Origin of the sequence: Kitasatospora sp. NPDC004669 (assembly GCF_040609455.1) — a bacterium.
In the GTDB taxonomy this organism is placed as follows: Bacteria; Actinomycetota; Actinomycetes; order Streptomycetales; family Streptomycetaceae; genus Kitasatospora.
Genome location: NZ_JBEXKB010000006.1, coordinates 22709 through 36746 on the forward strand (window position 1 = coordinate 22709; position 14038 = coordinate 36746).

Annotated in this window: 10 protein-coding genes; 4 read left to right on the plus strand and 6 right to left on the minus strand. The window is 74.3% G+C overall.

Features of this window, described 5'->3' with window-relative positions; all coding sequences use genetic code 11:
- Positions 1–494: 494 nt before the first annotated feature.
- Positions 495–827 (minus strand): beta/gamma crystallin domain-containing protein, encoded by a 333-nt coding sequence (locus ABZW30_RS07110; RefSeq protein WP_355670017.1) that lies wholly within the window; start codon positions 825–827, stop codon positions 495–497.
- 398 nt (positions 828–1225) lie between these two features.
- Between ABZW30_RS07110 and ABZW30_RS07115 the strand changes: the two genes are divergently transcribed.
- Positions 1226–1945 (plus strand): hypothetical protein, encoded by a 720-nt coding sequence (locus ABZW30_RS07115; protein WP_355670018.1) that lies wholly within the window; start codon positions 1226–1228, stop codon positions 1943–1945.
- Here ABZW30_RS07115 and ABZW30_RS07120 read toward each other — a convergent pair.
- The 3 genes from ABZW30_RS07120 to ABZW30_RS07130 all read right to left on the minus strand — a co-directional run bounded on the left by ABZW30_RS07120 (position 1942) and on the right by ABZW30_RS07130 (position 7440).
- Positions 1942–3414 (minus strand): hypothetical protein, encoded by a 1473-nt coding sequence (locus ABZW30_RS07120; protein WP_355670019.1) that lies wholly within the window; start codon positions 3412–3414, stop codon positions 1942–1944. The two genes, ABZW30_RS07115 and ABZW30_RS07120, sit on opposite strands and share 4 nt — an antisense overlap.
- Positions 3415–3680: 266 nt before the next feature.
- The gene (locus ABZW30_RS07125) at positions 3681–6371 is read right to left on the minus strand and encodes an SUKH-4 family immunity protein (protein WP_355670020.1); all 2691 of its coding nucleotides are present in this window, start codon (positions 6369–6371) and stop codon (positions 3681–3683) included.
- Between the two features lie 67 nt (positions 6372–6438).
- Positions 6439–7440, minus strand: coding sequence for an SMI1/KNR4 family protein (locus ABZW30_RS07130; RefSeq protein WP_355670021.1), 1002 nt, complete (start codon positions 7438–7440; stop codon positions 6439–6441).
- A 639-nt stretch (positions 7441–8079) separates the two neighbouring features.
- On the opposite strand from ABZW30_RS07130, the gene ABZW30_RS07135 reads away from it, so the two are divergent.
- Entirely contained in the window at positions 8080–8541 is a 462-nt protein-coding gene (locus tag ABZW30_RS07135; RefSeq protein ID WP_355670022.1) for a YwqJ-related putative deaminase, read from the plus strand.
- Between the two features lie 97 nt (positions 8542–8638).
- Positions 8639–9154 carry an SUKH-3 domain-containing protein gene (locus ABZW30_RS07140; protein WP_355670168.1) on the plus strand — a complete coding sequence of 172 codons (516 nt, stop codon included), beginning with the start codon at positions 8639–8641 and terminating at the stop codon, positions 9152–9154.
- Positions 9155–9167: 13 nt separating this feature from the next.
- On the opposite strand, the gene ABZW30_RS07145 is transcribed toward ABZW30_RS07140, so the two are convergent.
- Positions 9168–10436, minus strand: a complete 1269-nt coding sequence (locus ABZW30_RS07145; RefSeq protein ID WP_355670023.1) for a histidine kinase — start codon at positions 10434–10436, stop codon at positions 9168–9170.
- Between the two features lie 259 nt (positions 10437–10695).
- On the opposite strand from ABZW30_RS07145, the gene ppc reads away from it, so the two are divergent.
- Positions 10696–13491 carry a phosphoenolpyruvate carboxylase gene (ppc, locus tag ABZW30_RS07150; protein ID WP_355670024.1) on the plus strand — a complete coding sequence of 932 codons (2796 nt, stop codon included), beginning with the start codon at positions 10696–10698 and terminating at the stop codon, positions 13489–13491.
- Positions 13492–13547: 56 nt separating this feature from the next.
- On the opposite strand, the gene ABZW30_RS07155 is transcribed toward ppc, so the two are convergent.
- The coding region (locus ABZW30_RS07155; protein ID WP_355670025.1) for a hypothetical protein at positions 13548–14038 on the minus strand (491 nt) is incomplete at its 5' end.

Genomic DNA, 14038 nt, shown 5'->3' on the forward strand with positions numbered 1-14038 from the left:
AACCGGCGGTCGCCACCCCGAAGCCGTCAGGGACACAACTGCGGACGAACCACTGGACGGAACGCCGGGCAGCCGGTGGACGAACCAGCCGGACACCGGTCGACATCCGGCTCCGCCATCCGCCACGAACTGGACATACTCCGGTCACTGGCCGTCCATGGAGATCGCGCACCATGGTGGACGTGCCCGCCGCACCCAACCGTGGGGGATGGCTGTGGCGGCACTGTCGCACCCCCGATGGGGGTCGGAGGTGCGAGGCCGGGCGACCCTGGGTGGGGGCGCCCGCCCAAGCGCCGGGAACCGTGGCGCCCTTTCCTGGAGGGCGCCACGGGTCTCGGCCTCATCCTTCTACCGCCCCGTTCACCGCCCGGCCCGCGCACCGGCCGCCCCGGACGTCCGCACCCGTCCGGTCGGCGCAGACCGTCACGGCGAAGACCGCCACGGCGAGAGCCGTCATGGCGAAAGCCGTCGGAGCGAAGCGGTCACAACGGGCCCTACCAGCGGGACAGGTTGATGTCGTACATCATCACCTGGTGCCCCTGGTTGGCGTTGAAGTCGTAGCGCTCCCAGCTGAAGACGGTCCACGAGCCGAGCCCGCCGCCGAGATAGGTGATGACCTTGTTGTTGCCCGCGTCGATCCGGTCGACGTTGTAGATCCGCACGGCCGTCCAGCCGTCGTTCGCGAAGCAGAGCTGGCCACTGTAGCCGTAGTTCCACACCTTCGCGAAATCGTCCCGGTTTCCGCAGTCGACCCGGTCCACGGCATGTGCGCCGGTGGTCGGCAGCAGCGTCGCGGCGGCGGCCGTGAGAACCGCCAGGGCACCCACTCGACGCGCCTTGCCATTTCTGTTCCGAACGCTGGTACGGGGATTAGTGCGGCGAATCATGTAACCCTCCGTCGGTAGCGGTTGCGACTCCCGAGATTTACACGGCGAGCCACCACCGCACAGCCGTTTTCCGGCCAAGCCAGTCCTCGGCCGACACCCCGGGAACGTTCCGGGACGAAATGAGCTAGGGTCCCAACAAGCTTGCCGCGCTTGAGGATCGGAGCAGACGCTTGCCACGCCCCACCCAATTCGGACGATTCGCCGCCATATCCCTGACGGCCGTTCTGTCGGTTTTATCCGCAGGCTGCTCGGACGGCGCCGGCAAGGGTTCCGCCGAATCCTCTCCGACTCCACCGGAGATCAGTTCGACAATCGCTCCGGAATCCGGTCGCGGCGGAATGACCGGACTTCCCCTCTCCGCTTATCAGGCCGATGATCAAACCTCCGTCAAGGAGATTCAGGCACGAAATGTGCTGGTCGTCTCCTGCATGCACCGGGCCGGGTTCGCCGCGTTCAGCGGGGACGGCCTGCAGGCCGCGCAGCCGCCGGACGACGCGACCGCCCTGCCGGCCGGCCCCTGGGGCTACCTCGGGGCGCAGGCCGCGGCGACCCTGGGCTTCCATCCGCCGAAGCGGACCGCCCCGCGGCCGAACCCCGCCCCGGCCGGAGCCGGCGAGGCCTACGACAACGCCCGGGTCGACTGCGACCGGCAGACCGCCGAACGGCTCGGCTCACCACCCGCGGCCGGCGGCGAGCTGGTCAGCCGGCTGTTCGACGAGTCGATCAAGGCCGCCGCCAAGGACGCCCGGGTGGTGGCGGCCACCAAGGAGTGGACCGCCTGCATGTCGGCCGCCGGCTTCGAGGCCACCACCCCGGAGGAGCTGTCCCGCAGGTACCAGGCCACGCCGGAGCCCACCCCGGCCGAGCTGGCCGCCGCCCGCGCGGACGCCGACTGCACCGTCAGGTCCAACCTGGCCGGCCTCTGGTTCGCCGCGCTGGCCGGCTACCAGCGTCAGCTGATCGACCGCAACGCGGAGGCCCTGGCCGCGCAGAAGGAGGCGGTCAGGGCCCAGGACGCCAAGCTCACCCAGCTGATCGCGGGTGAGGGCAAGGGTTAGCGGCGGCGGTAGGAGACCGTGTTGGGGGCGGCGTAGCCGCTGCCGTCGTCCACGATGATGATCTTCGGGATGATCCGGGTCTCGTCCTCGGGCTCCTCGGCGCCCTCCGCGCCCTCCGCGCCCTCCGAACCGTTCACGCCGTCCCGGTCGGCGGCCGGCGCGGGCGGCGAGGCCGGCTTCGGCGGCACCGCGGCCGGGGCGACCGGGCCGGTCACCACCGGCTCGGCGGCAGCGCCCTCGGCTCCGTCGGCCTTGGCACCCGCAGCGCCCCCGCCGACCACCGGCTGCCGCAGCACCGCCGTCGACTTCTCCGGAGCCGAAGCCTCGTCGGGAGCCGGAGCCTTGTCGGGAGCCGGGGCCTTGTCGGCGTCCGGAGCCGGAGCCTTGTCGGGAGCCGGAGCCTTGTCGGGAGCCGGAGCCTTGTCGGCGGCCGGAGCCGCAGCCGGAGCCGGGACCGAAGGCCGCACCGAGGCCTTCCGCAGGTTCCGCACCGGGATCTCCCCGGTGTCCGCCTCCGAGTCCACCGGCGCCGCGTCGGCCACCGCGTCCGCCGGGGCGGTGTCCTCGACGGCCTCCTCCTCGGGCTCGATCTGCCCGACCGCCGCGCCCGTGAGCGAGGCCAGCGTCGCCTTGATGTGGTCCAGGTGCCGCTGGACGGTCTCCAGCCGGGTGTCGAACGCGTGCTGGTCGCGCTCGGTCGCCGCGTTGATCTTCTCGGCCTCCCGGCGGGCCTGCTCGACCAGCTGGTCGGCCTTGGCCTGGGCGTCGGTCTCCAGCTGCTTGATCCGGTTGAGCACGGTCTCCCGGTGCTGCTCGGCCTCCTTGACCCGGCGCTCGGCCGTCGCGGAGACCTCGGTGTCCTCGGCATCGGCCTTGGCCTGGGCCTCGGCGAAGGTCTCGTCGGCCTTGCGGCGCTTGGCGGCCAGCTCGGCCTCGGCGTGCTCGCTGGTCTCGGCGGCGGCCACCCGGACCTTGGCGGCGTAGGCGGTGGCGCCGTCCCGGGCTTCGCGGCTCTCCCGGTCGGCCTCGGCTCGGATGCCCTCGGCCTCGGCGCGGGTGCGCTCGTCGGTGCGGCGGGCGGCCGCGTCGGCCTCCGAGCGGATGGTGGCGCTGTACTCCTTGGCCGCCTTGCCGAGCGCCTGCCCGGCCTCGTACACCTCGTCCCGCAGGTCCTCGGCGAAGCGCTCGGCCTTCTCCTTCACCGCGTTGGCCTCGTTCTGCGCCATCTCGGCCAGTCCGACGGCCTGCTCGCTGAGCACCTGGTAGTCCGGCTCCGGGGCCTCGTCGGCGGCGCGGCGGACGTCGTCCAGCCGGGCCTCCATCTGCCGGATCCCGGCGCCCAGGACGCTCAACCGCTCCCACGCCTCGTCGCGTCGTGCGGTCAGGGCGGCGAGCGCCCGGTCGACCTGCTCGGGCGCGTAGCCGCGCCGGGCCTGGGTGAAGCCGTACTGGGGGACGGCGTCGCTCATGGGCTCTTCCCCTCGTTTCGCGGGCTGCGGAGCCCATGATCGGACGGAACGGACGGATCCGGAACCGGTTCGCAGGCCGGGGCCGGATCCGGTCGTCGTGCGGACCGGAATATGTCGAGGACCAGGCGAATAGACCCACCCTCCTGACCTATTCTGCGCAGATCCGGACGAAACCCCAACGAGGCACAGCTACCGGGACATGCCGGAGGGGTCGTTCCGGACACCGGAACGACCCCTCCCCACCTGCGAGGATCCGCGACGGTCCGCTACAGCAGACCGTCCCAGAACTGCTCCAGCAGCACGGCCCACCAGGTGTCCGCGTTCTGCAGGGCCGCCGGGTCGATCGCGGCGAGCTGTGCCTGGAAGTCGGTGGTCCAGCGACCGGCCTGCTCCGGCGTCAGCCCGTACCGCAGCCGCCACATCCGCCCCAGCAGGGCCAGCGCGCGGACGAACTCCGGTACACCGCTGTTGACGAAGCGCGGCGGCTGGCCGGTTCCATCGATGTCCACGGCGACCACGTGCGCGGTGCCGTACTGGACGCACAGCTGACGGCCGTAGTCGTTGCCGAGCACCAGGTAGCCGCCGAAGTCCGGGGCTACGGGAAGGCCGCGCTCGGCGGCCAGCTCGGCGAGGGTCGGGATCGGCCGGCCCTCCTGTGCCTGGGCCCAGAAGAACGGCCCGAAGTCGCGAGGCAGCCCGGCCCACATCAGGCTCTGCGACACCGGCTCCGGCACGCCCTGCCGGGAGACCGCGCGCTGCTCGTAGCGGAACAGGTTCTGCCCGAAGGCCTCGCCGACCTCCTGGGCCAGCTGCTGCGGCGGTGCCGGGGGCAGCTGCTGGACCGTCCCGGGCACGGGCAGCGGCACCCGGAACGGGCGGACCCGCTGGGCGCCCGAGGCCAGCTGGTGCAGCTCGTCCAGGTGGTCGAGCAACTCGGCCATCCCGGCCTGCCGGGAGGCGTGGTCGCGGCCGTACGGGGCGGTGTGCGTGAGCCGCACGTTCGGCCAGGAGGCCGCGATCATGCGGTTGCAGTAGCCGCCCGGCAGGTCGCAGGACTCCAGCTCGGTGTAGAGCTCCAGCACCTGCTCCGGGGGCACGTTCAGCCGGCGCAGGTCCTGCAGGATCTTCCACTCCGGGTGCGGGGTGCCGGGCTCGCTGCGGTGCAGCAGCTTCTGCTCCGAGCCGTCCGGGCCCCGGTAGCTGAGCGCGGCGAAGTAGCCCGGGCCGACCGCGGGGACCCCGGGCGGGACCGGCGCGCCCTGCGGCGGGCCGGTGACCGGGGTCGGCGGGACGACGCCGGGCGCGGCGCCCGCGTTCGGGTAGCCGTACCCGGCGACGGGCGCGGCGGGGGCGGTCGGGCCGCCGGGCGGCGGCGGGACGGCGGGGCCGCCGGACGGCGGGGTGCCCGGGTCCGCCGGGCCGACGAGCAGCGCCGGGTCGATCGCGCTGGCCAGCTGGGTCGCCTCGTACGCGATCCCGGCCGCGGGCCCGGCGGGCGCGCCCTGCGGGGTCGGGGCCGGGGTGTCACCGCTGCGCAGGCCCGCCGGGGGCGGGGGCGGCGGGGTCGAACCGGCCGCCCGGCCGCCGGCACCGCCGACGGGCGCGCCGGAGCCCGGGGTGTGCCGCAGCTCGGCGGGCGGGGGCGGCGGCGGGGCGGTGCCCTGGTTGCGGCCCAGCCCGCCCGAGCCCGAGGAGCCGGAGGGGCCGCCGGACGGGCCGCCGCGCAGCGCGGCCGGCGGGGGCGGCGGCGGGGCTGACCCGGGGGCGCGGCCGAGCCCGCCCTGCGCCGGCGCGGCGGTGGGCGGGGCGGAGGGCGTGCCGGGGCCGCCGGGCAGGCCGGCCAGCCCGCCGGGCGAGGCCAGCATGGTGGGCGCCTGCTCGACCGGCGCACCGCCCGCAGGCGGGGTGGCCGGGGCACCGGGCAGGCCCATCAGACCGGGCATGGCGTCCGGCGGCGCGAGCAGCGTCGGCGCCGGCACGGCGGCCGCGGCGGGCACCGGGGCCGGCGGGGCGGCGGGCGGAGCAGCCGGGGGCTGGGCGGCGGGCGGCGGGACCGGCGGCATGCCGTAGCCGCCGCTGCCCGGGGGCATCAGCATGGTCGCGGCCTCGGCCCCGGCCGGGGCGGGCGCGTCGGGCAGGTCCGAGCCGGAGGTGCGCAGGCCCTCGGACATCAGCACGGTCGCCGCCTCGGCGCCGACCGGCGCGGTGGGAGCGACCGGGGCGACCGGCTCCACGGGCGCGGCCGGCGGCGGCACCGGCGCGGCGGCCGGGGGCTGCGGCGCGAAGGCCGGCTCGTCGCCGGGCGGCGGGGCGAGCATGGTCGGCGCGTCCCCGGCGGGTCGGTCGGAGACCGGCGGCGCGGTCAGCACGGCGGGCGCCGGCGGCGCGGACGGCACCGGCGCGGGCACCGGGGCGGGTGCGGGCGGCATCGGCGCGGGCGGCTCCTCGGCCGCGACCGGCGCCGGAGCGGGAGCCGGGACAGCCGTCGGGGCCGGGGCGGCCATCGGAGCAGGGGCGGCGGCAGCGGCCGGGGCGGCAGCGCCCCCCAGCTTCTCCGCCTCCGCCGCGATCGCCGCGGCCCCCGCCTCCTGCAGCCACTGCGGCGGGCTGAGCAGGAAGGAGGTGGCCTCCACCGGCCCCGGTGCGGGCTTCGCCGCCCCGGCCGGGTTGGCCGCGACCGGCCGCCCGTACACCTCTTCGTACTGCCGGACCACCTCGTTGACGGGCAGCGCGGGCCAGAGCGTGCTGGCGCCCGAGTCCCGGGCGATCACCAGCCGCGCCTCACCCGAGCCGCTCCCACCGCCGTCCGTACCGGCGGCCGTGTCCGCGGGCGCGACCGCCCAGCAGACGAAGCCCAGGTCGAACTCCCGGACCCGCACCTCGCGCTGCTGCGCGTGCGGCACGCCGCCGTTGATCCACTCCTCGGCGATCTCATGCGCCTGCGCGTACGTCACCACGCCCGGTTCACCCCTGTCCGCATCCTCTTCGTCCCCCGTTCCACCTGCACCCCGGCGCCCACGCGCGTCAGCCCACCGGGACGGCCCGGGCGAACCCGCCGTCCACCATCAGCTCCGCGACCGTCTCCAGCTCCGGCGGGCTGCCGGCCAGCCGCAGCAGGAAGGCGTCGAAGTCGTCCCCGCAGGGCAGCAGCAGCCGGGCGCAGCGGTCCTCCGGGGCCTCCGGCGCGCCGGAGTCGCGGGCGTCGTCGTACAGGTGGAACCAGACCGAGCCGGTCCGGTCGCCGCGCACCTTGAGCGCGAGGATGCCGCCCTGCACGTAGGCGATGCCCAGGTAGTCCTTGGTGAAGTGGTCGCGCAGGCACTTGTTGGCGTACACGACGTCCTCGGTGCCGTACTCCTCGGTGAGGGTCAGGAACGGCTGGTCGAGCAGCATGCCCAGCTCGGTGTCCAGCGCCACCCCGACCGGGCCGCGGCCGCCGCCCAGCTTGAGGAAGGTGCGGTAGGCGCCGGGCAGCCGGTAGCCGAGACGCTCCTCGGCGCGCTGCACCAGGTCCTCGGGGACGCCGATCGGGTCGCCGCCGTCCTTGGCCAGCGAGAAGTGGACGGGCCGGCGCTCCTGCAGCGGGCGGGTGCCGCGGCGGGAGTGGTCGGCGGGCGAGGTGGCCAGGCCGCCGTGGTGCCGCAGCAGGGCCTTGACCTCGACCGGGACGAGCTCCATCCGCCGCCAGCCGGGGGCGGCCCGGCCGACCGCGTGGTGCCAGGTCCAGCCGGGCGGGGTGGCCACCGCGGTCTCCAGGTCGGCCCAGAGCGGGTGGCCCTGGGTGAACAGCGCGGCGTTGGCGGAGACGTAGTCGGTCAGCCGCAGTTCGTCCACGCCGAAGCCCTCCGGCGGGTCGGCGACCTCGGCCGCCGCGGCGGCGTACGGGCCGAAGTCCGGGTAGCCGGACTCGTCCACCCGGACCCCGGCCGGGTGCCGCTCCGCGCGGACCGGATCCGGGAAATGCACCACCTGACCTGCGTACGCCGCGTTCGGTGCGGCGGCGACGCCGGGCCGACCTGTCGTCATCTGGGAGCCCCCACTGGCTGCTGCAAATTCTCGGTGCGCTTGCTGGGCACCAGCCTAGGGGGTCACCCCGCCGGGCGAACCCCCGCACCCGGCGCCCCTCCCAACACCTCCACGACCCGCGGCTGCCGTGTCTGCGCGAGGTGCGGGTGCGGCGGCAGGCGGACCGGGACGGGGTCGTCCGACCCGGCGCCGATCATCCGTGCGGCGTCGGCGAGTTCACGTCGTCGGTGAACACCCCCGGCCCCGCCCGTACTGCCGGGCACCCCGGGACTGCGCCGCGCACTCCACCACTGGACGGTCGCCGGCCGCCTCCAACGGTTCCTTCATCGGCGCGAGTTGGCCGAACCGGTGGACGGGCCGCGCCCCCTGCGGCGCGCTGTCGGAACCGTACCGGCGACGGCTCCGCGTCGGGGGCGGTTTCGGTAGATTGGCGGACAAGTCGTGATGACGGTGTGCGGATCCGGCCGAGGTCGCGTCAGGATGCCCACGGGCGCCCGGCCGATCAGCCGACGGCCGTACGGGGGTTCGGCCGTGCCCGCACCCCGGTTGTGCGCTTGTCGGTGTCAAATGACAGGCTTGCCCAGGACCAACAGGACCCAACAGGAACCGGACCGCCGGGAACGTGGAGGAGGACACCGCATGACCACCGGTGAGCCGGCGGGCCCGCCCGTGCTGCGCCACCACCGCGACAGCCTGCTGCCCGCCGTCGCCGCCGCGCTGTCGCTCAAGGGAGGCGAGGTGCACACCCTGGCCGGCGACAAGGACGAGCGTCGCCCGGTCCTGCACCCGCTGGTCGGCGACTTCCTGGACACCCTGCCGGTCGAGGCCCGCGAGCGGTTCACCGGCCGCTGCCCGGAGGCCGTCCTGCTCTCCCAGTACCTGACCACGGTCGACGGCAAGCGCTCGAAGCGAGCGGCCCGCAAGCCGATGAGCCTGAACGAGGCCCGCAAGGCACTCAAGGGCTCCCGGATGACGACCGTACGGATCCGCGAGGAGGGCGACCCGGCGCACGGCACCCACGCCCCGCCGTGCCGCTCCTGCGCCCCGATGCTGGAGCACTTCACCGTGCAGAGCGTCGCCGTCGGGCCGCCCGCGCGCTGATCCGCGCGTCGACCGCCCCTCGTACGCCCCCTGTCCCCGATCCCCGGAGTCCGCCCTGAATCCGCCCAGCCCGCCCCCGCCCCCGCCCCCGGCCACCCTGTCCTCGGCCGGCACCCTCGGGCGAACCCGCCCGCGCTTCCCCGCCGACGTCGCCGCCGAGCTCAAGGCGGCCGGCTGGCACCCCAGCCGCTGGCAGATCCGGCAGGCCGAGGAGTGGGCCGACACCCTGGCCGGGTACGACGGGTCCGGCGGCGTCCCGCATGCGGTGTTCCCGGCGGCGGTGGAGGCCTGGGCCGAGTTCGGCGGCCTCGCCTTCGACCTGTCCGGCCCGGGCCGCCAGCTGGCCCGCACCCCGTTCCTGATCGACCCGCTGTGCGGCCTGCACCAGCCGCGCACCCTGTTCGACCTCGGCCGGGCGCTGGGCACCCAGCTCGCCCCGCTCGGCGAGGAGGCGTACGGGCAGGCGCTGCTGGCCGTCGACCAGGAGGGCCGGGTCTACAGCTTGGACCACACCGGCGAGTGGTTCCTCGGCCATGGCATCGACCAGGCGATCAGCACCCTGGTCCTGGGCACCGCCCCGGAACGGCTGCGCACCGTGGAGGAGTACTCCTAGCCCGGCCAGCCAGTCAGCCCAGCCGGTTCGTCCGGACCGCCAGCCTGGACGGCAGCACCGCCTCGACCCGGAACCCGCCGTCCGCCTCCGGTCCGGCCGAGAAGGTGCCGCCGAGCGCGATCACCCGCTCGCGCATGCCGACCAGCCCGTTGCCGCCGCTGGGCAGCTGCGCCGCACCCCGCTCCCCGCCCGGGCAGGCGTTCACCACACTCACCCGCACGCCGTTCGGCGCGTACGCGAGCAGTACGGACACCTGCGCCCCGCCCGCGTGCTTGTGGGCGTTGGTCAGCCCCTCCTGGACCACCCGGTACGCGGTCTGCTCGGCCTCCCCGGTGAACTCCTGCCGGCTGCCGCTGACCGTCAGGGTCACCGCCATCCCGGCCGCCCGGGACTGGTCGACCAGCCGGGGCAGCCCGACCAGCGAGTCCGGCTCCGGCTGCCGCTCGTCGTCCATCCGCAGCACGCCGAGGATCTCGCGCAGCTCGTTCAGCGCCTGCCGGCCCACCTCGCCCATCAACTTGGCGCTCTGCGCGGCCTTCTCCGGATCCTTGCCGACGATCCGCTCCAGCGCCCCGGCGTGCACCACCATCAGCGACACCCGGTGCGCCACCACGTCGTGCATCTCCCGGGCGATCCGGGTGCGTTCCTCCAGCCGGGCCCGGCGGGCGCGCTCCTGGGCCTGCTCGGCCAGCAGGTCCAGCTCGGTCTCCAGGCCGTGGGCGCGGTCCTTGAGGGACTCGATCAGCCGCCGCCGCGCCCCCACGTACAGTCCGGTCACCACCGGCGGAACGGTCAGCCCGACCGCCACCAGCACCGCTATCAGCACCTGGACCCAGAGCGCCGGCTGCTCCACCGTCGAGTCGCCCGGTGTCAGCATCGACACCATCATCACCGCGACCGCCTCGCCGAAGGCCAGCACCGACAGCGCCACCACCCGCCAACGCCGCGTGGGCCACTCCCAGGTCTCCGCCAGTGTGTACAGCGACACCACCAGCAGCAGCACCCCGAGCATCCCGGGCATCAGCACCAGAGTCAGCAGCACCGGTACGGCCGGCCACCGCCGGCGCAGCACCAGCGAGCCGCCCGCCAGCGTGCCGAGCACCGCGATCGCGACCGTGCCCGCGCCGGACAGGTGCACCCGGGCATCCAGGAAGGCGACCGTGCTGGCCGAGCACTCCAGCGCGGCCAGCACCGCCAGCACGATGTCCAGGAAGGCGCTCCGCGGCCGCTTCCACCACCAGAACGACCGGACCGGCACGCGCTCCCCAGGCGACTTGCTCATGCGTGACAGCCTAAGCGGCAACCCCTCCCCCTCCCCACCGGGATAACCGGTACACCTCGCGAACCGCTCAATTGGTCCAGACCATAGGTGCTTTTCGGCGGGCCTGTCCGCCATCCGGCCACCTCGCGGACAGCGACCGCCCCGACACCTATGCTGGTCGCGTCGGACAGCGCGGTCCGCACGCGTCACACCCGCCACACTGCGCGTGGACCTGTGACGATGAGCCGTTGCCGAACCCCACCACCACAGGGAGCCAGCCGTGACCGCTCCGGTCCCCAACCCGGCGGACAGCCCCACCGCCATCGCCGACAACGCCGCCCTGCGTGCGGACATCCGCCGTCTCGGCGACCTGCTCGGCGAGACGCTGGTCCGCCAGGAGGGCCCCCAGCTGCTGGGCCTGGTCGAACAAGTCCGTCTGCTCAGCCGCACCGACGGCGAGGCCACCGCCGAACTCCTCTCCGACATCGACCTGGACACCGCCGCCAAGCTGGTCCGCGCGTTCTCCACCTACTTCCACCTCGCCAACGTCACCGAGCAGGTGCACCGCGGCCGCGAGTTCGCCACCCGCCGCGCCCGCGAGGGCTCGCTGCTCGCCCAGACCGCCGACCAGCTCGCCGAGGCCGACCCCAAGCACCTCCAGGACACCCTGGCCCACCTCGCGGTCCGCCCGGTCTTCACCGCCCACCCCACCGAGGCCGCCCGCCGCAGCGTGCTCAACAAGCTGCGCCGGATCGGCGAACTCCTCGACCGCATCCACCGCGAGGAGCTCACCTCCGGCCTCGCCGCCGCCGACCCGGCCCGCACCAGCAGCGCCAAGCGCTCCGCCGACCGCCGCCTGGCCGAGGTCATCGACCTGCTCTGGCAGACCGACGAGCTGCGCATCGCCCGCCCCGAGCCCACCGACGAGGCCCGCAACGCCGTCTACTACCTGGACGAGCTCTACCGCGAGGCCGTCCCCGAGGTGCTGGAGGAGCTGCACGAGGAGCTCGCCCGGGTCGGCCTGGGCCTGCCCGACGGCGTCCGCCCGCTGACCTTCGGCACCTGGATCGGCGGCGACCGCGACGGCAACCCCAACGTCACCCCGCAGGTCACCTGGGACGTCCTCAACCTCCAGCACGAGTACGGCATCAAGGACGCCCTCGCCGCCATCGACGAGCTGCGCAACACCCTCTCCACCTCCGAGCGGCTGGCCGGCGCCTCGGTCGAGCTGCTCGCCTCGCTCAACACCGACCTGCACCGGCTCCCCGAACTCAGCCCCCGCTACAAGCGGATGAACGCCGAGGAGCCCTACCGCCTCAAGGCCACCTGCATCCGGCTCAAGCTGGAGAACACCCGCGAGCGGCTGGCCGGCGGCACCCCGCACATCGAGGGCCGCGACTACCTCGGCACCCGCGAGCTGATCGCCGACCTGCGGCTGATCCAGGACTCGCTGCGCGCCCACCGCGGCGAACTGATCGCCGACGGCCGCCTGGCCCGCGCCATCAACACCATCGAGGCCTTCGGCCTCCAGCTCGCCACCATGGACGTGCGCGAGCACGCCGAGGCCCACCACCACGCCCTCGGCCAGCTCTTCGACCGCCTCGGCGAGGAGGCCTGGCGCTACGCCGACATGCCCCGCGAGTACCGGCAGAGGCTGCTCGCCAAGGAGCTGCGCTCGCGCCGCCCGCTCGCCCCCACCCCGGCCCCGCTGGACGAGGCCGGCACCAAGACCCTCGGCGTCTTCAACACCATCCGCGAGGGCTTCGAGCGCTTCGGCGACGAGATCGTCGAGAGCTACATCATCTCGATGTGCCAGGGCGCCGACGACGTCTTCGCCGCCACCGTGCTGGCCCGCGAGGCCGGCCTGATCGACCTGCACGCCGGCATCGCCAAGATCGGCATCGTGCCGCTGCTGGAGACCACCGACGAGCTCCAGCAGGCCGACCGCATCCTGGACGAGATGCTCTCCGACCCCTCCTACCGGCTGCTCGTCTCGCTGCGCGGCGACGTCCAGGAGGTCATGCTCGGCTACTCCGACTCCTCCAAGTTCGGCGGCATCACCACCTCCCAGTGGGAGATCCACCGGGCCCAGCGCCGGCTGCGCGACGTCGCCCACCGCTACGGCATCCGGCTGCGCCTCTTCCACGGCCGCGGCGGCACCGTCGGCCGCGGCGGCGGCCCCTCGCACGAGGCCATCCTGGCCCAGCCCTGGGGCACCCTGGAGGGCGAGATCAAGGTCACCGAGCAGGGCGAGGTCATCTCCGACAAGTACCTGCTCCCCTCCCTCGCCCGGGAGAACCTGGAGCTGACCCTCTCCGCCACCCTGGCCGCCTCCGCGCTGCACACCTCCCCGCGCCAGGCCCCCGAGGAACTGGCCCGCTGGGACGCCGCGATGGACCAGGTCTCCGAGGCCGCCCACACCTCCTACCGGGCCCTGGTCGACCAGGAGGACCTGCCGAAGTACTTCTTCGCCGCCACCCCGGTCGACCAGCTCGCCTCGCTGCACCTGGGCTCCCGCCCGTCCCGTCGCCCCGACTCCGGCGCCGGCCTGGACGGCCTGCGGGCCATCCCGTGGGTGTTCGGCTGGACCCAGTCCCGCCAGATCGTCCCCGGCTGGTACGGCGTCGGCTCCGGCCTCGCCGCCGCCCGCGCGGCCGGCCTCGGCGACGTGCTGGACGAGATGTACGGCCAGTGGCACTTCTTCCGCAACTTCCTGTCCAACGTCGCCATGACGCTGGCCAAGACCGACCTGCGGATCGCCCGCCACTACGTCGAGCAGCTGGTACCCACCGAGCTGCGCCACATCTTCGACCAGATCGTCGCCGAGCACGACCTCACCCTGCGCGAGGTCCTGCGGCTCACCGGCGAGAGCGAACTGCTGGAGCACAACCCGGTGCTGAAGCAGACCTTCACCGTCCGCGACGCCTACCTCGACCCGATCTCCTACCTCCAGGTCGCGCTGCTGCGCCGCCAGCGCGAGGAGGCCGCGGCCGGCCGCAGCGAGGACCCGCTGCGCGCCCGCGCCCTGCTGCTGACCGTCAACGGCATCGCCGCCGGCCTGCGCAACACCGGCTGACGCGGCAACGCGAAGGGCCGGTGCATCCCGCACCGGTCCTTCGCGTCAGGCGGGCCCTAGCGGACCTCGGCCACCAGGGGGCCGTACTTCGCCTTGATCTCCGCACCTGCGGACGCCCACTGCGGAGTGTCGACCACCACTCCGGTGCCGTCGACGGCGAGCGTCACCGCCTCGATCTTCACACCCTTGGACTGCCACTCCCCGATGTCCGCGCGGATCCGGGCGCCGAACGCCATCAGCTGGTCACGCGAACCGGCCGCATCCACGAACTGGAGCTTCACCCAGGGCCGGTCGGCCACCGCCCGGGTCGCGGCGACGTCCAGGTCGCTGCCCGGGACCCGCATCACGTAGAGCGTGTTCGTGCCCGCGTCGCGGCAGGTACCGAAATAGTGCTCGCGAAACACCACATTCATGATCGCCGTCATCTCCACGGCCGCACCCGCACGCCCCAGCTCGATGTTCGCCAGATCGGCCGACGACAACGACGACGGAACACCGGACGACGGAACACCCGACGACGGAGCACCGGACGACGGAACACCGGACG